Raw genomic sequence first — 18,833 nt, forward strand, 5'->3', positions numbered from 1 at the left:
CCAGACCACTTATGTCATCGGCTGTCGAGAGAGCGGCAGGCGTGACATTCGTCGCTCCGTTCGTGTCCTCGCCACCGGGGCGCGGAGGGCGCCCCGCGGAGAAGGGGCGCCCCATGCGTCAGCTCTCGTCCAGCAGCACGGCCAGCGCGCCGGCCGGATCTTCGTCGGCCGGGCCCGCCGGGACCCACTGTCCGTGCTCCGCGCGGTAGGGCCACCACCGCCCGTCCCGCCCGTAGCGCAGCTGCGCCGAGCCGCCGTCCAGTGTCCAGCGGTTGCCCCGGCCGCGCGGCGGACCGGACCCCTCCTCGCCCCAGGCGGCGGCCAGTTGGGCCGTGGCACGGGCCAGCGTCGCCGCGTCCGGTGTCCACTCCTCGTCGAGTACGGAAAGGCCCGCCGCGCCGCCCTGCTCCCAGGCCCGTACAGCCGTCGCCAGCCCCTGGGAGCCGCGCCCCGAACCGGCTGCCAGGCGCGCCGCGATCCGCGCCCCGGGCCTCGCGGCCGCCAGCCGCACCGCGTCCTGGGCCTCCGTCAGCGGCGCCGGCACGCGGACGTCCGGATGCCCCGGGGAGAGCGCGTCCGCCAGCAGCCGCCGGGCCCGCGCCGCCGCATCACCGATCAGGAACTCCAGCGCGGGCACGTCCAGTCCGGGCGCGGGCGGGGTACCGCCGCCGAGGGCCGGTGCAGCGGCCGGTGCGGTGACCGGTGGGGGCGGCGCGGGCAGCGGCGGCAGAACGTCGCGCGCCGCGTACGCCTCGGCGGCCGACACGCCCGCGGCGGCCTGTCCGGTCCCCGCACCGGCCGGGGCCTCCGCGTGTGCCGCGCTGCGCGCCTGGAGCTCGTCGAGCAGCTCCCGCTCCCCCCGGCCGCGCAACAGCAGCAGGACGAACGGGTCCTGGTCCAGCAGCCGCGCCACCTGATAGCACAGCGCCGCCGAGTGGGCGCAGTGGTCCCACGCCCCGCAGCCGCACTCCGACTCCAGCTCGCCGATGCCCGGCAGCAGGTCGATTCCGGCGGCGGACGCGTCCTCGGCCAGCGCCGGCGGCACCTCGCGGTCCAGGAGCGCCGCGATATGCCCGGCCCGGTCAGCGACCAGGTCCAGGAAGCGGTCCCAAGCCGCGCTCCCCAGCTGGTGCAGCAGCACATCGACCCGGTGCCGGGTATGGTCCCGGTCCTGGACGAGGGCGGTGATCCGGCCGGGGCGCACCGTCACCGCGCCGACCGCACCGGCCCGCGCGTGCCGCCGGCCCTGCTTCACCTGCTCCCCGTCCAGCGCGGAGTCCTCCAGCGCCTTCAGCCACGCCTGCCCCCACCAGGTGCGCGCGAAGCCGCGCCCCCGGGCCGGCGGCAGCGCGGTGAACGTCCGCTCGGCCGGAGCGGCGTACGCGTCGTCGAAGTGTCCGGTCATCGTTCGCTCCCTCGCAGTGCGACCAGGTCCGCCAGCTCGGCGTCGGTGAGTTCGGTCAGCGCGGCCTCGCCGGCACCGAGCACCGCATCCGCCAACCGCTGTTTACGGCGGAGAAGTTCGGCGATCCGGTCCTCGATCGTGCCCTCCGCGACGATCCGGTGCACCTGCACCGGCTGGGTCTGCCCGATGCGGTACGCGCGGTCGGTGGCCTGCGCCTCGACGGCCGGGTTCCACCAGCGGTCGAAGTGCACGACATGGGACGCCCGGGTGAGGTTCAGTCCCGTCCCGGCCGCCTTCAACGACAGCAGGAAGACGGGCACCTCGCTGTCCTGGAAGCGCCGCACCAGCTCCTCCCGCCGGGCCACGGGCGTCCCGCCGTGCAGGAGCTGGGCGGGCACTCCGCGCGCCGCGAGATGGGTCTCCAGCAGCCGCGCCATCTGCACGTACTGGGTGAAGACCAGCACGCCCGCGCCCTCGGCGAGGAGGGTGTCCAGGAGTTCGTCGAGCAGTTCGACCTTCCCCGAGCGCCCGGGGACCTGCGGGTCGGCCTCCTTGAGGTACTGCGCGGGGTGGTTGCAGATCTGCTTGAGCGAGGTGAGCAGCCTGACCACCAGCCCATGGCGGGCGAACCCGTCGGTACCGGCGATCTCGTCGAGCCCCTCGCGCACCACCGCCTCGTACAGCCCCGCCTGCTCCTTCGTCAGCGTCACCGCACGGTCGGTCTCCGTCTTGGGCGGCAGCTCCGGCGCGATCCCCGGATCGGATTTGCGGCGGCGCAACAGGAACGGCCGGACCAGCCGGGCCAGCCGCTCGGCCGCGGCGGCCGCCTCCGGGGACGCCGCCGGACCGCCCTCGACCGCCTGCGCACAGCGGCTGCGGAACCGGCCCAGCGGCCCCAGCAGTCCGGGCGTCGTCCAGTCCAGGATCGCCCACAGCTCCGACAGGTTGTTCTCCACCGGCGTTCCGGTCAGCGCCACCCGCGCCTTCGCGGGGACGCTTCGCAGCGCCTTGGCGGTCGCCGAGAACGGGTTCTTGACGTGCTGCGCCTCGTCCGCGACCACCAGCCCCCAGCCCACTGCCGCCAGCTTCCCGGCGTCCAGCCGCATCGTTCCGTACGTGGTGAGCACGAACTCGCCGTCCGCCAGACCGGCCAGACTGCGCCGCCCGGCGTGGAAGCGGCGCGCCGGCGTACCCGGTGCGAACTTCTCGATCTCCCGCTGCCAGTTGCCCATCAGGGAGGCGGGGCAGACGACGAGCGTGGGACCGGCGGACCCGGGATCGTCCTGCCGGTGCAGATGCAGCGCGATCAGCGTGATCGTCTTGCCGAGTCCCATGTCGTCGGCGAGGCAGGCACCCAGGCCCAGCGAGGTCATCCGGTGCAGCCAGTCGAGGCCGCGCAGCTGGTAGTCGCGCAGCGTCGCGGTGAGCGCCGCCGGCTGCCGGACGGGCACGGCACCGGCGCCCTCCGGATGGGCGAGCCGGTCGCGCAGCCGGGCCAGCCATCCGGAGGCCTGCACCGCCACCCGGCCGTCGCCGTCCTCGACGCTCCCGGTCAGCGCCGCGCCCAGCGCGTCGAGCGGTGTGATCTTCCGGTCCCGGCGGTCCCGGGCGGCCCGTACCGCCTCCGGGTCGATCAGCACCCACTGGTCGTGCAGCCGCACCAACGGCCGCCCCGCCTCGGCGATCCGGTCCAGCTCCGCCTTGTCGACCTCCTGGCCGTCCACGGCGAACCGCCAGCTGAACGACAGCAGGGCATCGGCGGACAACAGGGAGGGCGGCCCGGCCTCCGGCCCGTCGGTGTTCCCTTCGTCCGCCGGCCCCACCACCGCCCGGGCGGTGAGCGTGCGCGCCAGCGCCTTCGGCCAGTGGACCTGCACCCCGGCGGCGGCCAGGGCGCGGGAGGCCGGGCCGAGCAGTTCGGCGATCTCGTCGTCGGCGAGCTCCAGGGCATCGGGCACCGCCGCGGACAACAGCGGGGTGAGCGGCGCCCAGGCAGCGGCGGCCCGGCGCAGGGTGAGCAGCGCGTCCATCCGCGCCTGCGGCCCGAACGCCTGCCCGGCCGGCGAGGCCCCCGCCCAGACCTCCGCGGCGTCCGCGACCAGCGTGGGATCGGTGAGGCTGTGCAGCTGGAGGACCGCGTGGAAGGTGGCCGCGGAACCCTCACCCGCGAGCTCGTCCATCCCCTCGCCCTCCGCCATCCCCCGTACCTCCACCCGCAGGGAGATCCGCACACCGGCGTCATGTCCGGCGGCGACGTCCGCCGCCCAGGCGCGCTGTTCGGGGATGTGCTGCGGAACGGGCGCCGCGAACGCCGGCCCGCCGGTGGCCAGCGCGGCGGCGGGGGAGCGCGGCAGCCCGTCCGCCACCGCGTCGAGGAAGTCCCGTAGGTGCCGTTCGGGGTCCGCCAGCTCCAGCGGGCCGGTTCCCGGGAGCGGGACGGCATGCGCGTACGGGGGCATGGCGGCGGCGAGGTCCCGCAGCCGCTCGATGTCCGCCGGGTCGAGCGGACCCGCCCGCCAGGCGTCGAACCCGCCGGGGCTCACCCCGGGCAGCAGTCTGCCGCGCGCGGCCAGCTGGAGCGCGAGCACGGACGCGGCTCCCCAGAAGACCGTCGCCGGATGGGCGCCCGTCATGGCTCGCGCACGGGTGAGCAGGGGCACCGCGTCGGCCACGGACAGCTCCAGGGCCGGGACCTCGCACACCGAGACCCCGCCGCCGTCGTCCGGCACGACGACGTTCAGCCGTGTCACCTCCGCGGCGCCCCCGAAGATCTCCCCCAGGGGCTCGCCGTCCGGCCGCCAGAAGGCGACGCGTCCGGTACGGGGCGGATCGGACGGCCGGAAGGCCGCCGCACAGGGGGACGGCCCGGAGAGCCGAGCGGGTGTGACCACAGGGAGGGTTGTCACGGGGTCGCGAACTCCTCAAGTTTGACTACTTGCGCCTTGAAGCGCCCGAGGGTACAGGATGACGCGCCGTGGGAGGGAACCCGCAGCAGAAAAACGGCGTTCAATGGAGTAGACAGAGCGCGGCACATGCGCCGCGGAAGGGGCGTGAAGGATGTCCACACAGGCAAAGGTCGCGATCGGCGGTGTCGCGGTGGGAGTGATCCTGCTGTGGCTGCTGCCCTTCTGGGCGGCCGTACTGGTCATGGTCGGAGTCCCGGCTGTCGCGTACCTGACCCTCGACCCCGCCCAGCGCCGCCGGCTGCGCAGGGCGGGCCGCAAGCAAATCGGCCGCTGACCGTCCGCTGCGCTTGGCTGGCTTCCCACGTTGTCGGCTTTCCCGCCGTGGGGGTTTCTCGCCGTTGCGCCTGCGGCGGGCGTGGTTTGGTCGGGTGCGGGTCCGCTCCTCCGGACTGCCGTCCTGCGGAGCGGCCCCTCCCGTGAGGGGGAGGAAAAACGGTGAGTGGGGGTATACGTGAGTGGTCCCCTGCGCGCGTACGGGGCTACGGTCACCCCCACCGGGAAAGTCCCCCCTACCCACGGGAGGGGGCGCACCGCAGGACGGCAGTCCGGAGGGGCGCACCCGTGACGTACAGCCCCGCGCAGCGGCAACAGCCCGCCGCCAGGCGCACGGCGGGAAAGCCAAAAACGTGGGAGGTCAGCCAAGCCCAGCGATTTGGCGGTACGGTCCTCGCCATACCCGCCGACCCGCACCCTGGAGGAGACCGGCCCATGAACGCCGCACAAGGGGCCCTGGAGGGCGCAGCCCCGGACCCCGACCCCGAGTTGGCCCTGAAAATCCTGGTCGCGGGCGGCTTCGGAGTGGGCAAGACAACCCTGGTGGGGGCGGTCAGCGAGATCCGTCCCCTGCGTACCGAGGAAGGGCTCACCGAGGCGGGCGAGACGGTGGACGACACCGGGGGAGTGGACCGCAAGGTCACCACCACGGTGGCCATGGACTTCGGCCGTATCACTATCAGGCAGGGGCTCTCGCTCTACCTGTTCGGCACCCCGGGGCAGGACCGCTTCTGGTTCCTGTGGGACGACCTGTCGGAGGGCGCGCTGGGTGCCGTCGTCCTCGCCGACACCCGGCGGTTGCAGGACTGCTTCCCGGCGGTCGACTACTTCGAGCGCCGTGCCATCCCCTTCCTGGTGGCGGTCAACTGCTTCGCGGAGTCACGGTCCTACGGGGCGGACGAGGTGGCCCGCGCACTGGATCTGGACCGTGGTACCCCGGTCGTGCTCTGTGATGCCAGGGACCGGGACTCGGGCAAGGAAGTGCTGGTCCGGCTCGTCGAACACGCGGGCCGCCGGCACTCCGGACGGATACCGGCCCCGGTGGGCTGAGCGGCCGCCGGGCAGGCGCTGACACCGGCCGCCTCGTGACCCATACGCGGTCAGTCCGCGAGCGCCGCCATGGCGACGACCCGGTCGATCGTGACCCGGACCACTACCTCGCCCGGAACGGCATGGCGTGCGCCGAACTCCTGCGCGCGGTCCTCGCCCTGGTAACGGGCTGCGATCCGGGTCGCCCAGTGCCGCACCTCCGCCAGATCATTGCTGATCGTCGCCGATCCCTGGACGACCACGAAGGAGAACGGCAGCCGTTCCTCGTCGGCGCAGAGCGCCACCCTGCCGTCGCGGACCAGATTGCGGCCCTTGACCGAGTCCACCCCGGTGTTGAACACGAGGTCATCGCCGTCCATGAGGAAGCACACGGGGGCGATGTGCGGACTGCCGTCGGGCCGCACGGTCGCCAGCTTGCCGGTCCTGGTTCCCTCGGAGAGGAACCTCTGCCACTCGTCCTTGGTCATTTCGTGCGTCATACCGGCATCCTCTCCGCGTGCCACGGCCCGGTGCGGTGGGGCACGCCGGGCCGCGGGGCCGCTTGCCGGGACGGCGGACGTGGGACAGGCTGGCACGGCAGGCCGCGGACGGACCGCGGACTGCCGTCCGGCCCGGAGAGCGGACGGGGATGCGGGGAGGAAGCGGCAATGGCATTGAGCAGCGGACTCGACTGGCTGCTGGACGATCTGACCAAACGGGTGCGGAAGGTACGGCATGCGCTGGTGCTGTCCACCGACGGGCTGGTGACCGGCGCGAGCGAGGGGATGGAGCGGGAGGACGCCGAGCATCTGGCCGCGGTCGCCTCGGGACTGCACAGCCTCGCGAAGGGATCGGCACTCCACTTCGCGGCCGGGCGAGTGCGCCAGACCATGATCGAATTCGACGACGGGATGTTGTTCGTGACCGCGGCCGGTGACGGCAGCTGTCTGTGCGTACTGGCCGGTGCCGACGCCGACATGGGGCAAATCGCCTACGAGATGACGCTGTTGGTCCATCGTGTCGGGGAACATCTGGGCGTCGCCTCCCGTCGGCCGGAGAGTTATCCACAGGCCGGAGACAAGGGTTGACGCACCGTCGTTGACGGCGGCTACAGTCGTCACTATCAGTGATCGACAGAGTGACGGGGGAACCGACATGACGGTGATGTGCGACGGGCGGCAGACGCTCTCGGCGGGGCGAGCGGCCCGCGAACTGGAGCTGAGGAGCGGTGAGTTCGAGCTCGCCGTCCAGCTCGGAGAAGTACGAACCCTCCCGGCCGGGACCGATGGCCGGCCGGGCGGCACGGCGACGCCCGTCCGACGCCGGGTCCCGGCGGAGGAGATCGCCCGGCTGCAGGCCGAGCCGGGCTTCCCGGAGGCGCTACGTGAGCGCATCCGCACGGTCGGCACGAACGAAGCCGCCGCACTGATGGGCATCGGACCCGGCAGGGCCCTCCGCCTGACCCGGGCCGGCTGCTTCGGTCCCGTCCGGTTCTATGTGAACCGCTACGGCGCGGTGGTCTGGCTCTACCTCGCCTCCGAGGTCGCCGAATTCGCCGACCGTGAACCCGGCTTGCTGCGGGGTGCCGTCCCCACCGCGATGAGGGTGATGCTCGAAGAGGGACAGGACTGGCGCGCCCGGCAGTGGCGCAGCCGAAGGGTCGCCCAGCTCATGGGGCAGACCGAGGACCCGTGGGAATCGGCAGCGGCGATCGCGGCCGTACTCCCCCCGGAAGAGCTGGCCTCGGTGGCCGACAACCCTCTCGAGCGGACCCTGCTCCGCCGGCTCAGGCCCACCCTCGCGACGGTGCTCACCGCCACTCCCGCAGCGCGTGAGACCGTCGAACGGGTCCTGGCGGCGGACGAGTTCGACGAAGTCCTCTGGTATCGCGTCAATCTCGCCCGAGCCCTCGAAGAGGCCCGCAGCGAAGAGCCCGCGCGGCTCCGGGCACCGGCCGCCGCGGCGACGGCCGCCCACCCGGCTCAGCCGTCCAGTTTCCTGAACAGCCCTTCCTGGACGACGGAGACCAGCAGTCTGCCCTCCCGGTCGTAGATCCGGCCGCGGGCCAGGCCCCGGCCGCCGGTGGCGATCGGCGACTCCTGGTCGTAGAGGAACCACTCGTCCGCGCGGAACGGCCGGTGGAACCACATCGCGTGGTCGAGCGAGGCCATGTCGAAACCACGCCGCCCCCAGAGCGGCTCGATCGGGATGCGGACGGCGTCCAGCAGCGTCATATCGCTGGCATAGGTCAGCGCGCAGGTGTGCACCAGCGGATCCTCGCCCAGTGGCCCGACCGCGCGCATCCATACCGCGCTGCGCGGCTCCGCATCGCCGATCTCCTCCGGCGTCCAGCGCAGCCGGTCGACATAGCGGATGTCGAAGGGCTGCCGGCGCGCCATCCGCTCCAGAGCCTCGGGCAGACCACCGAGGTGTGCACGGACCTCCTCGGCGACCGTCGGGAGATCCTCCGGGCCGGGCACTGCCCGGCGCATCGGCAACTGATGTTCGAAGCCGGGTTCCGGCTTATGGAAGGAGGCGGTCAGATTGAAGATCGTGCGTCCCTCTTGGACCGCGACGACCCGGCGGGTGGTGAAAGACCTCCCGTCACGGACCCGTTCGACCTGGTACACGATCGGCACACCCGGCCGGCCCGGCCGCAGGAAGTACGCGTGGAGCGAGTGGACCGGGCGGTCGCCCTCCGTGGTCCGGCCGGCGGCCACCAACGCCTGCCCCGCGACCTGGCCGCCGAAGACCCGTTGCAGCGATTCCTGGGGACTGCGTCCCCGGAAGATGTTCACCTCGATCTGCTCGAGATCGAGCAGATCGACCAGCCTCTCCGCGGGATTGGTCATGACCAGTGGCCCTCCGTCCGCTTCCTCGGCGGCCTCGGGCGAAGCCGCCGGCTCACAGCTGACCCACATCCGTGACCCGCACGACCGCGCGCCCCTCCTCGTCGGAGGCGGCGAGGTCCACCTCCGCGGAGATGCCCCAGTCGTGATCGCCGTTCGGGTCGGCGAAGGTCTGCCGCACCTTCCAGAGGCCGTGCTCGGCGTCCTCCTCGATCTGCAGCAGCTTCGGACCGCGCGCATCCGGACCGGTTCCCAGCTCGTCGTACTCCTCCCAGTAGGCGTCCAGGGCCTCGCCCCAGGCCTCGGCGTCCCAGCCGGACTCGGCATCCATCTCCCCGAGTTCCTCGGCCTTGTCCAGCGCCGCCAGTTCCACCCGCCGGAACATCGCATTGCGCACCAGCACCCGGAACGCCCGGGCGTTGGCCGTGACCGGCCGCACCTGGTCGGCCCGCTCCTGCGCCTGGTCCGCCGTCTCCTCCTCGGGGTTGGCGAGCTGCTCCCACTCGTCCAGCAGACTGGAGTCGACCTGCCGCACCATCTCGCCCAGCCAGGCGATGATGTCCTCGAAGTCCTCGGACTTGAGATCGTCCGGCACGGTGTGGTCCAGGGCCTTGTACGCACTCGCCAGGTAGCGCAGCACGATGCCTTCGGTACGCGCCAGCTCGTAGAAGGACGTGAACTCGGTGAAGGTCATGGCGCGTTCGTACATATCGCGGATGACCGACTTCGGCGACAGCGGATGGTCGCCGACCCACGGGTGGCTCTTGCGGTACAGCCCGTAGGCGTGGAAGAGCAGCTCTTCGAGCGGCTTGGGGTACTCGACGTCCAGGAGCCGTTCCATGCGCTCTTCGTACTCGACGCCGTCGGCCTTCATCTGGGCCACGGCCTCACCCCGCGCCTTGTTCTGCTGCGCGGCCAGGATCTGCCGGGGATCGTCCAGGGTGGACTCCACCACCGAGACCATGTCCAGCGCGTACGACGGGGACTCGGGGTCCAGCAGGTCGAAAGCCGCCAGCGCGAAGGTGGACAGCGGCTGGTTCAGCGCGAAGTCCTGCTGGAGGTCCACGGTCAGCCGGGCGATCCGGCCCTCCGCGTCCGGCTCCGCCAGTCGCTCCACGATCCCGCCGTCCACCAGCGACCGGTAGATCGCGATGGCCCGCCGGATGTGCCGGAGCTGATTCTTCCGCGGCTCGTGGTTGTCCTCCAGGAGCGTGCGCATCGCCTCGAAGGCATTGCCCGGCCGGGCGATCACCGACAGCAGCATCGCGTGCGTCACCCGGAACCGCGAGGTCAGCGGCTCCGGATCGGAAGCGATCAGCTTCTGGAAGGTGTTCTCGCCCCAGTTGACGAATCCCTCCGGCGCCTTCTTCCGCACCACCTTCCGCCGCTTCTTCGGGTCGTCGCCCGCCTTCGCCAGCGCCTTCTCGTTCTCCACGACATGCTCGGGCGCCTGCGCGACCACAAAACCCGCGGTGTCGAAGCCGGCCCGCCCCGCCCGGCCCGCGATCTGGTGGAACTCCCGCGCCCGCAGGGTCCGCACCCGCGAACCGTCGTACTTGGTCAGGGCGGTGAACAGCACCGTACGAATAGGGACATTGACCCCGACGCCCAGTGTGTCCGTACCGCAGATGACCTTCAGCAGGCCGGCCTGCGCCAGCTTCTCCACCAGCCTGCGGTACTTCGGCAGCATCCCCGCGTGGTGCACGCCGATGCCATGGCGGACGTACCGCGAGAGATTGCGCCCGAACTTGGTGGTGAACCGGAAGTTCCCGATCAGCTGGGCGATCTGGTCCTTCTCGGCCCGCGTACACATGTTGATGCTCATCAGGGCCTGCGCCCGCTCCACGGCGGCGGCCTGGGTGAAGTGCACGATGTAGACGGGGGACTGCCGGGTCTCCAGCAGCTCGGTGAGCGTCTCGGTCAGCGCCGTGGTCCGGTACTCGTACGACAACGGAACCGGCCGCGTCGCCGAGCGGACCACCGACGTCGGCCGCCCCGTGCGCCGCGTCAGATCCTCCTCGAAGCGCGACATGTCGCCGAGCGTCGCCGACATCAGGATGAACTGCGCCTGCGGCAGCTCCAGCAGCGGAATCTGCCAGGCCCAGCCGCGGTCCGGCTCGGCGTAGAAATGGAACTCGTCCATCACGACCTGGCCGATGTCGGCGTCCTTGCCGTCCCGCAGCGCTATCGAGGCGAGTACCTCGGCCGTGCAGCAGATCACCGGAGCGTCGGCGTTGACCGATGCGTCACCGGTGAGCATGCCGACGTTCTCGGTACCGAACAGCTTGCACAGATCGAAGAACTTCTCCGACACCAGGGCCTTGATGGGCGCGGTGTAGAAGGTGACCTGGTCATGGGCGAGCGCGGTGAAGTGCGCACCGGCCGCCACCATGCTCTTGCCCGAGCCGGTGGGGGTGGACAGGATGACGTTCGCCCCCGAGACCACCTCGATCAGCGCCTCTTCCTGGGCGGGGTAGAGCGAGAACCCCTGCTGCTCGGCCCAGCCCGAAAAGGCTTCGAAGAGGGCATCGGGGTCGGCGTCGTTCGGCAGATGATCGATGAGGGTCACGCCCCCATACTGCCTGGCTTCCCCCCGGATCACGGAACCGGCGGCTCGCAACCCCACTCCACGCGGCTCAGCACCCCCTCGTCCCGCCCGCCCCACACCCTCGCCCGCTCCGCAAGACCACCCGCGGCAGCCTCCTGCCCTGCCGCCATACCTAGGATGACCTGCGGAAACGAGGGCCTCCAGGCGTGCCGCCGGCCGGCCGTCCCTCGGCAACCCACCGGCCTGAACGGCTGCACGCCCCCGACGCGCAGGGAGTCAGCCGCGTCCCCACAGCCCCCTCATCGGCCGAAGCCCCGTGTGCACCCGACGGCTTCCATGCAATCTCTTCACATTCCGTGCACGGTCGCCGACTCACTGTCGCTCGTGGTGCCGGTGAGTGCGGCCGGCGCGGCGGCGACGTGGCGGAGATCACCGTCGGGAGGGCGGGGCCGGGCGGCACCCGATCCCGGCGGGGAGATCATCTGGCGTTACGCTGAGTTGCCGATCGGCCGTCAGACACGTGACCCACGAGTGCGCGAAGCAGGAACAACGGCCACGCAAGTAAGAGAACAAGGGGTGGGAACGACCATGATGGGACCGGCGCACTCGCTGTCCGGGGCCGCGGCCTGGCTGGGTTTGGGCGCGGTGACCGCCGCCGCGGGACAGCCCATGCCCTGGCCGGTGGTCGTCTGCGGCGCTCTGATCTGTGCCGGAGCGGCGCTCGCTCCGGATCTCGACCACAAGTCGGCCACCATCTCGCGGGCCTTCGGGCCGCTCTCGCGGATGGTGTGCGAAGTGGTCGACAACCTCTCGCACGCGGTCTACAAGGCGACCAAGATGCGCGGCGACTCGAACCGTTCCGGTGGTCACCGTACGCTCACTCACACCTGGGTGTGGGCCGTGCTGGTCGGTGGCGGGATGTCGTTGCTGGCGATGCAGGGCGGCCGGTGGGCGGTGCTCGGCATCCTCTTCGTGCACATGGTGCTCGCCATCGAGGGGCTGTTGTGGCGGGCGGCGCGGGTCTCCAGCGATGTGCTGGTGTGGCTGCTGGGGGCGGCCTCGGCCTGGATCCTGGCGGGCGTTCTCGACCAGCCGGGCAACGGGGCGGGCTGGCTGTTCGACGGGCCCGGGCAGCAGTACCTCTGGCTGGGGCTGCCGATCGTGCTCGGTGCGCTGGTCCATGACATCGGCGATGCGCTGACGGTCTCCGGCTGCCCCATCCTGTGGCCCATCCCGATAGGCCGTAAGCGCTGGTACCCGGTCGGGCCGCCGAAGGCCATGCGGTTCAAGGCCGGCAGCTGGGTGGAGCTGAAGGTGCTGATGCCGGCGTTCATGCTGGTCGGCGGCCTCAGCGGGCTGGGCGCGCTCGACTACCTCTGAGGCGGATTCGTCGGAGGCCGGCGGCGGGTGGTGCCTGCTGCCCGGCCCCTGCCGCCGGCCTCCGCCCACGCCCGGCCTCGTCCACGACGTGCGTGCGCCGGAACCTGCCCCGGGAACATACGGCGTCGACGGCGTGCCCCGCCGGTGACGCGTTCCACCCCTTCACCCTCGCCCTTCACCCCCCGTGCCAAGACCGCCACAGCGCCGCATAGGCGCCATCGGCCGCGACGAGTTCGTCATGGCTGCCCAGTTCGCTGATCCGGCCGTTCTCGACGACGGCGATGACGTCGGCGTCATGGGCGGTGTGCAGGCGGTGGGCGATGGCCACGACCGTGCGGCCCTCGAGGACCTTGCCCAGAGAGTGCTCCAGGTGGCGGGCCGCCCGGGGGTCGAGGAGCGACGTGGCCTCGTCGAGGACCAGGGTGTGGGGGTCGGCGAGGACCAGGCGGGCCAGGGCGATCTGCTGGGCCTGGGCCGGGGTCAGGGTGTGGCCGCCGGAGCCGACCTCGGTATCGAGGCCGTCGTCCAGTGCCCGGGCCCAGCCGTCGGCGTCCACCGCGCCCAGCGCCGCCCACAGTTCGGCGTCCGTGGCGCCCGTGCGGGCCAGCAGGAGGTTGTCGCGGAGCGAGCCGACGAAGACGTGGTGCTCCTGGTTGACCAGCGCCACCTGCTCGCGGACCCGCTCGGCCGGCATCGCGGACAGCTCGGCGCCGCCCATGGTGACGGAGCCCGCCCGGGGGCCGTAGATCCCGGCCAGCAGCCGTCCGAGAGTCGATTTCCCGGCGCCGGAGGGGCCGACCAGCGCGAGCCGGCTGCCCGGACGGATCCGCAGCGACACGTCGCGCAGTACGTCGACGCCGGTGCGGTAGCCGAACGTCACCTCGTCGGCGTGGACATCGCGCCCGCCGGGGGACAGGTCCGGGTCGCCGGCTCCGGGGTCGATCTCCCGGACGCCGACGAGGCGGGCGATGGACACCTGGGCCACCTGCAGCTCGTCGTACCAGCGCAGGATGATGTTGATGGGCTCGGTCATCATGTGGGACAGCAGCGCCCCGGTGGTCAGTTGTCCCGGGGTGATCCACCCCCGCATGACGAACGCGCCGCCGAGCAGCAGCACCGCGCTCATCAGCAGCACATGTGTCAGGTCGATGACGGGGAAGAGGACCGAGCGGAGGAAGAGCGTGTACCGCTCCCACTGGGTCCAGGCACGAATGCGCTGCTCCGACAGGTCGATCCGGCGCCGGCCGAGGCGGTGCGCCTCGATGGTGCGTCCGGCGTCGACGGATTCGGTGAGTACGGTGGACACCGCAGCGTAACCGGCGGCCTCCGAACGGTAGGCGCTGGGTGCCCGTTTGAAGTACCAGCGGCAGCCGATGACCAGCAGCGGCAGGGCGATCAGCACGGACAGCGCGAGGGGCGGCGCGGTGATCGTGAGCCCGCCGACCAGCAATATCACCCACACCACGCCGATGGACAGCTCGGGTACCGCCTCGCGCATCGCAGTGGAGAGGCGGCCGATGTCCGTGGTGATCCGCGACAGCAGATCGCCGGTACCGGCCCGTTCCAGGACACCCGGCGGCAGCGCCACGGACCGTACGAGGAAGTCCTCCCGGAGATCCGCCAGCATGCGTTCGCCGAGCATCGCGCCACGGAGCCGGACCATGCGGACGAAGACCGCCTGAGCGGCCAGGGAGAGGGTGAACAGGGCGATGGTCCAGCCCAGTTGGAGGTCGCGGGAGTCCGCGGCCAGCCTTTCGACGACTCCGCCGAGGAGGTAGGGGCCGACCATCGAGGCGATGACCGCGGCGGCGTTCACGGTGACCAGGACCGTGAAGGCGCGGCGGTGACGGCGGATCAGGCCGCCGACGTAGCTCCGTACCGTCGCCGGAGAGCCGACGGGGAGGGTGGGAAGGGTCTGCGGGGCGTCCGGGTCGTGGTCCGGCGGTGCCAGGCCGATCATGCGGTCTCCTCGATCCGGCCGGTCGGCAGCGCCGGCTCGGTGTCCGTGGCGCGGGTGACGATGGCGCGGTAGGCGGGGTGGCTGTGCAGCAGTTCGTGGTGGGCGGCCTCGGCGACGACCTTGCCCTCATGGAGGTACGCGACCCGGTCGGCCCGGTCCAGCAGCAGCGGGCTGGAGGTGAGGACGACCGTCGTACGGCCCGTTCTGATCCGCCGCAGGCCGTCCGCGATACGGGCTTCGGTGTGCGCGTCGACGGCGCTGGTGGGCTCGTCGAGCACCAGCACCTCCGGGTCCGTGACCAGTGACCGGGCCAGTGCCAGCCGCTGCCGCTGGCCGCCGGAGAGCGACCGTCCGCGCTCGGTGAGGTGGGCCCGCATCGGGTCTCCGGAGCCGTCGGCGGACGCCTGGGCCAGTGCCGTCAGTACATCGCAGCACTCCGCGGCGGTGAGGGCGTCGGCCGCGGGCACCCGGCCGGAGGACGGGACGTCGAACAGCTCGCTCAGGGCGCCGGAGAGCAGCACCGGGTCCTTGTCCTGGACCAGGACGGCCCGGCGGGCGGTGTCCCGGGGGAGGTCGTCCAGCGGAGTGCCGCCGAGAGTGACGGACGGCAGGCCGGCGGCGTCATCCGCACCGCCGTCGCCCTCGCCCCCGTCGTTCCACGGCGGGTGGCCGCCGAGGCGTTCGGCGAGCCGCCCCGCCGCGTCGGGGTCACCGCAGACCACCGCGGTCAGCCGGCCGGCCGGGGCGGTCAGCCCGCTGACCGGGTCGTGCAGGGCACCGGCGGGCATCTCCGCGGGCTCGGTGGTGCGTCCGCCGGCCGGCCGGCTCTGGGCCAGTACCCGGGCCGTACGTTTCGCCGACGGCCGGGCGAAGGAGTAGGCCTGGGCGATCTCCTCGAAGTGGCGGAGTGGGAAGAGCAGGAAGGTGACCGCGCTGTAGATGCCGACGAGTTCGCCCACCGCGACCGTGCCGTCGAGGGCGAGCCGGGTGCCGTACCAGACCACCGCGATGAGCAGCAGGCCCGGCAGCACCACCTGGACGGCGGAGATCAGCGACCACATACGGGCGCTGCGCACGGCGGCCTCCCGTACCTCCTGGGAGGCGTGGCGGTAGCGGCCGAGGAAGAGCTCCTCGCCGCCGATGCCGCGCAGGACCCGCAGTCCGGCGACGGTGTCGGAGGCCAGCTCGGTGGCCCGGCCGGCCTTGTCGCGCTGGATGTCGGCGCGCCGGGTCGCGGGCGGCAGCAGGGGCAGCACGGCCAGGACGAGGACGGGCAGACCGAGCGCCACCAGGATGCCGAGCTGCGGCTGACGGATGACCAGGACGATGGCGACGGCGACGGTGGTGACCGCTGCCGCGCCGAACCGGGCGACCGTCTCGGCGAACGTGCCGATCTTCTCCAGGTCGCCGGTGCTGACCGCGGCGATCTCGCCGGCCGCCACCCGCCGCGTCATGGCCGAACCCAGCTCCGTGGTCTTGCGGGCGAGCAGTTGCTGTATCCGGGCGACGCTGGTGATCCAGTTCGTGACGGTCGCCCGGTGCAGCATCGTGCCTCCGAGCGCGATCAGCACGCCCAGGACCACCATCAGGCCGCCGGACAGCGCGAGCCGGCCGCCGTCCCGGTCGACCACGGCCTGGACGGCGAGGCCGACCGGCAGCGGGAAGGAGGCGACGGCGCCGAAGTTCACCAGCCCCCAGAAGAGGGCCTTGAGCTGGTCGCCGAGCTGCTGTCCGCAGAGCCACAGGAGGAAGGCGCCGCCCGTACGGACGTCCGGGACGCCGGGGTCGGGGTGTGGAAGATCGCGAATATGCATGAGGTTCCAGGCGAGGTCGTGGTGGGTGGCCGGCAGAGCGCCGTCCCGGCAGGCGGAATGCCCTCTCGCCCGTCTCGTCGGCGGAGGTGCTGGAAGACTGGCCCGTGGGGTGGGCCGATTTCAAAGGGTTTTCCGCCGCGGACCGGTGATTCGGACAATCGTGTGGTGATCTGCGCGCGGCGAGCGGGCACTGAGGGCCTGTCAGTCGGACGGTGCCACCATGGGCGCATGCGAACAGCGGGCGGTGCGGTGCGGACGGCGGCGGTGGCCGTGGCGGGGCTGGTCCTTCTCGCGGGCTGCGGCGGTGCGGGCAGCCGGGACGAGGGCGGCAAGGACGACGGCGCCGCGAAGGGCGAGCGCCCCGGGGGCCCGCCGCGTGGTGCGCCGGTCACCGCCCGCCCCGAGAACGTGCCCGGGAACGTGCCCGGGATCGGCACCGCGTTGCGGTCGCGGATCCCCGCCGACTCCCGGCAGGTCGTCGCGGTCTACGGAAAGGGACCGGACTCCGCCGACTCCACCGTGGTCCTGTACGAGAAGAGCGCGAAGGGGTGGGACCAGCAGGGGAGTTGGGCGGCGCACAACGGGCGGCGCGGCTGGACCGTGGACCATCACGAGGACGACAAACGCAGCCCCGTGGGGGTGTTCACCCTGACCGATGCGGGCGGTGTGCTCGCGAACCCCGGCACCCGGCTGCCCTATACGCACTCCTCGGCGTTCACCCCGCCCTCGTACTGGCCCAAGAACACCCGTAACGACTTCGACTACGTCATCGCGATCAACTACAACCGGGTGAAGGGCATCTCGCCGCTCGATCCCACTCGCCCGGAGGGGCGGTCCAAGGGGGGCGGGATCTGGCTGCACATGGACCACGGCAGCGGCACGTCCGGCTGTGTCAGCGTCTCGAAGGCCGGGATGCGGTCGTTGCTGCGCGCCCTCGATCCGGCCCGGCACCCGGTGGTGGTCATGGGGGACAAGGCGCGTCTCGCTTCCGCCTGACGGGCGTACGGGACGGGGGTGGCGCGGAGCAGACCACCCCCGTATGCGGGCCCGGCGGGCGTCACCACCCGCCGGGCCCACGGCGTCCGGCGCTGCCATGGAGTCCGGCGCCGCCACGGAGTCCAGCCGGGAGTCCGCCCTCCGCGGCGCCCGGCTCACGGCGTCCGGCCGCCCGGCTGCTCACTCCTCCGGCTTCTCCGAGTCCACGCCCGGCCGTGCCCGCTTCCACAGACCACGGGTGAAGTCGGGTATCTCCTGCGGGGCGCCGTTCGCCCTGATCGAGCGGTCGCTCAGCGGTACCGGCGCCGTCCAGGTCGCGGCGTCGTACACGTCGAAGTCCGGTACCAGGCCCAGCCGCATGCACTGCATCAGCCGGAAGACCAGCATGTAGTCCATCCCGTCATGGCCGCCGGGCGGGTTGGTGTGCTCCTTCCAGAGCCAGTGGTCCCACTGCGTGTACCTGCTGAAGTCGCCCCACTCGTCGTTGCCCTGGTCCGGTTCGAGGTAGATCCGGGCGGGGTAGTCCTCGAAGACGCCCTTGGTGCCGCCGAGGCTGTTGATGCGGCTGTAGGGGTGCGGGGTGGAGACGTCGTGCTCCAGCCGGATCACCCGGCCCTTGGCGGTCTGGACGAGGCTGATGGTCCGGTCGCTCCCTACGTACGACTCCTTCCAGCTGGGGTCGTTCGGCGGCATGTGGTCCTTGCGGTACGCGGCCAGGCCCAGTGCGGGGGTGCCGATGCTGGAGATCCGGACGGCGCGGTCGCCGCGGTTGATGTCCATGTAGTTGGCGACCGGGCCGAAGCCGTGGGTGGGGTAGAGGTCGCCGCGCAGCCGGGTGTGCCACAGCCGGCGCCACGGTCCCTCGTAGTACGTGGGGTCGAACATCAGGTCCCGCAGGTCGTGCAGGTACGCGCCGGCGCCGTGCAGCAGCTCGCCGAACAGGCCGGCATGCGCCATCCGGAGCACCCGCATCTCGTTTCTGGCGTAACAGCAGTTCTCCAGCTGCATGCAGTGTCTGCGGGTCCGTTCGGAGAGGTCGACCAGTTTCCACAGCTCCTCCATGCGCAGCGCGACCGGGCACTCCACGCCGACGTGCTTGCCATGGAGCATCGCCGCCTTCGCCATCTCGAAGTGCAGGTCCCACGGCGTGGCCACGTAGACGAAGTCGAGATCGCCGCGCCGGCAGAGGCGCTCGAAGTCGTGGTCGCCGTTGGTGTAGACGGCGGGTGCGGGCTGTCCGGCGTTGGTGACCTTCCTGGCGGCCCGCGCGGTCTTCTCCTTCACCGGGTCGCAGAGTGCGACGACGCGGACGCCCGGGACCGCGAGGAAGAGGTCGATCATGCTGCCGCCGCGGTTGCCCAGGCCGATGATCGCGACACGCACCGTGGAGCGCCGTTCGAAGGGGACCCCGATCATGGTCTTCCCCTTGGCCGAGGGGGCGGCGGCGGTCGTCGAGGGACCGGCGGCCCGGGGTGCGGCCGCGGCGGCCGGACCGGCCGTCAGTCCGCCCAGTCCCAGTCCGGCGCCCGCCGCACCGGCGGTCCACAGGACCGAACGACGGCTGGGGCCCGTCTCGTCGGGGTGGTGGTTCTGCGGTTGTGCCTCGTTCATCG

Annotated in this window: 14 protein-coding genes; 6 read left to right on the forward strand and 8 right to left on the reverse strand. The window is 72.0% G+C overall.

Annotated features, from left to right (window positions below):
- Window positions 1-118: 118 nt before the first annotated feature.
- A complete protein-coding gene (locus AZE13_RS21500; RefSeq protein WP_066934322.1) occupies window positions 119-1,405 on the reverse strand; it encodes an SWF or SNF family helicase in 1,287 nt (428 codons plus the stop codon).
- A complete protein-coding gene (locus AZE13_RS21505) occupies window positions 1,402-4,311 on the reverse strand; it encodes a DEAD/DEAH box helicase (protein WP_066934325.1) in 2,910 nt (969 codons plus the stop codon). The genes AZE13_RS21500 and AZE13_RS21505 overlap by 4 nt, the downstream gene beginning before the upstream one ends.
- A 151-nt stretch (window positions 4,312-4,462) precedes the next feature.
- Here AZE13_RS21505 and AZE13_RS21510 point away from each other — a divergent pair, with 151 nt between their 5' ends.
- Window positions 4,463-4,645, forward strand: a complete 183-nt coding sequence (locus tag AZE13_RS21510; RefSeq protein ID WP_066934328.1) for a hypothetical protein — start codon at window positions 4,463-4,465, stop codon at window positions 4,643-4,645.
- Window positions 4,646-5,079: 434 nt separating this feature from the next.
- Window positions 5,080-5,694, forward strand: coding sequence for a GTP-binding protein (locus AZE13_RS21515; RefSeq protein WP_066934331.1), 615 nt, complete (start codon window positions 5,080-5,082; stop codon window positions 5,692-5,694).
- Window positions 5,695-5,744: 50 nt separating this feature from the next.
- Here the strand turns inward: AZE13_RS21515 and AZE13_RS21520 are convergent, their stop codons facing one another.
- The gene (locus AZE13_RS21520) at window positions 5,745-6,173 is read right to left on the reverse strand and encodes a PPOX class F420-dependent oxidoreductase (RefSeq protein ID WP_066934334.1); all 429 of its coding nucleotides are present in this window, start codon (window positions 6,171-6,173) and stop codon (window positions 5,745-5,747) included.
- A gap of 168 nt (window positions 6,174-6,341) precedes the next feature.
- Between AZE13_RS21520 and AZE13_RS21525 the strand changes: the two genes are divergently transcribed.
- Together AZE13_RS21525 and AZE13_RS21530 are read left to right on the forward strand one after the other, a co-directional pair.
- The gene (locus AZE13_RS21525; protein WP_066934336.1) at window positions 6,342-6,761 is read left to right on the forward strand and encodes a roadblock/LC7 domain-containing protein; all 420 of its coding nucleotides are present in this window, start codon (window positions 6,342-6,344) and stop codon (window positions 6,759-6,761) included.
- 67 nt (window positions 6,762-6,828) lie between these two features.
- Entirely contained in the window at window positions 6,829-7,725 is an 897-nt protein-coding gene (locus AZE13_RS21530; RefSeq protein ID WP_309302204.1) for a DUF6397 family protein, read from the forward strand.
- Here the strand turns inward: AZE13_RS21530 and AZE13_RS21535 are convergent.
- Window positions 7,656-8,525 carry an acyl-CoA thioesterase gene (locus AZE13_RS21535; RefSeq protein WP_066934550.1) on the reverse strand — a complete coding sequence of 290 codons (870 nt, stop codon included), beginning with the start codon at window positions 8,523-8,525 and terminating at the stop codon, window positions 7,656-7,658. The genes AZE13_RS21530 and AZE13_RS21535 overlap by 70 nt on opposite strands.
- 52 nt (window positions 8,526-8,577) lie before the next feature.
- A complete protein-coding gene (locus AZE13_RS21540; protein WP_066934338.1) occupies window positions 8,578-11,091 on the reverse strand; it encodes a DEAD/DEAH box helicase in 2,514 nt (837 codons plus the stop codon).
- A 567-nt stretch (window positions 11,092-11,658) separates the two neighbouring features.
- Here AZE13_RS21540 and AZE13_RS21545 point away from each other — a divergent pair.
- The gene (locus AZE13_RS21545) at window positions 11,659-12,450 is read left to right on the forward strand and encodes a metal-dependent hydrolase (protein WP_066934568.1); all 792 of its coding nucleotides are present in this window, start codon (window positions 11,659-11,661) and stop codon (window positions 12,448-12,450) included.
- A gap of 175 nt (window positions 12,451-12,625) precedes the next feature.
- Here AZE13_RS21545 and AZE13_RS21550 read toward each other — a convergent pair whose 3' ends face one another.
- Together AZE13_RS21550 and AZE13_RS21555 are read right to left on the reverse strand one after the other, a co-directional pair.
- Window positions 12,626-14,410: an ABC transporter ATP-binding protein gene (locus AZE13_RS21550; RefSeq protein WP_066934341.1), complete on the reverse strand. Its 1,785-nt coding sequence runs from the start codon at window positions 14,408-14,410 to the stop codon at window positions 12,626-12,628.
- The gene (locus tag AZE13_RS21555; RefSeq protein ID WP_066934343.1) at window positions 14,407-16,224 is read right to left on the reverse strand and encodes an ABC transporter transmembrane domain-containing protein; all 1,818 of its coding nucleotides are present in this window, start codon (window positions 16,222-16,224) and stop codon (window positions 14,407-14,409) included. The genes AZE13_RS21550 and AZE13_RS21555 overlap by 4 nt, the downstream gene beginning before the upstream one ends.
- Window positions 16,225-16,452: 228 nt before the next feature.
- Here AZE13_RS21555 and AZE13_RS21560 point away from each other — a divergent pair, with 228 nt between their 5' ends.
- The gene (locus AZE13_RS21560) at window positions 16,453-17,220 is read left to right on the forward strand and encodes a L,D-transpeptidase family protein (RefSeq protein ID WP_066934346.1); all 768 of its coding nucleotides are present in this window, start codon (window positions 16,453-16,455) and stop codon (window positions 17,218-17,220) included.
- Between the two features lie 180 nt (window positions 17,221-17,400).
- On the opposite strand, the gene AZE13_RS21565 is transcribed toward AZE13_RS21560, so the two are convergent.
- Complete coding sequence (locus tag AZE13_RS21565) at window positions 17,401-18,831, reverse strand: Gfo/Idh/MocA family protein (RefSeq protein WP_066934349.1); 1,431 nt, start codon at window positions 18,829-18,831, stop codon at window positions 17,401-17,403.
- Between the last annotated feature and the right edge of the window lie 2 nt (window positions 18,832-18,833).

It is taken from the genome of Streptomyces sp. NBRC 110611, from assembly GCF_001590865.1.
Classification (GTDB): Bacteria; Actinomycetota; Actinomycetes; order Streptomycetales; family Streptomycetaceae; genus Streptomyces.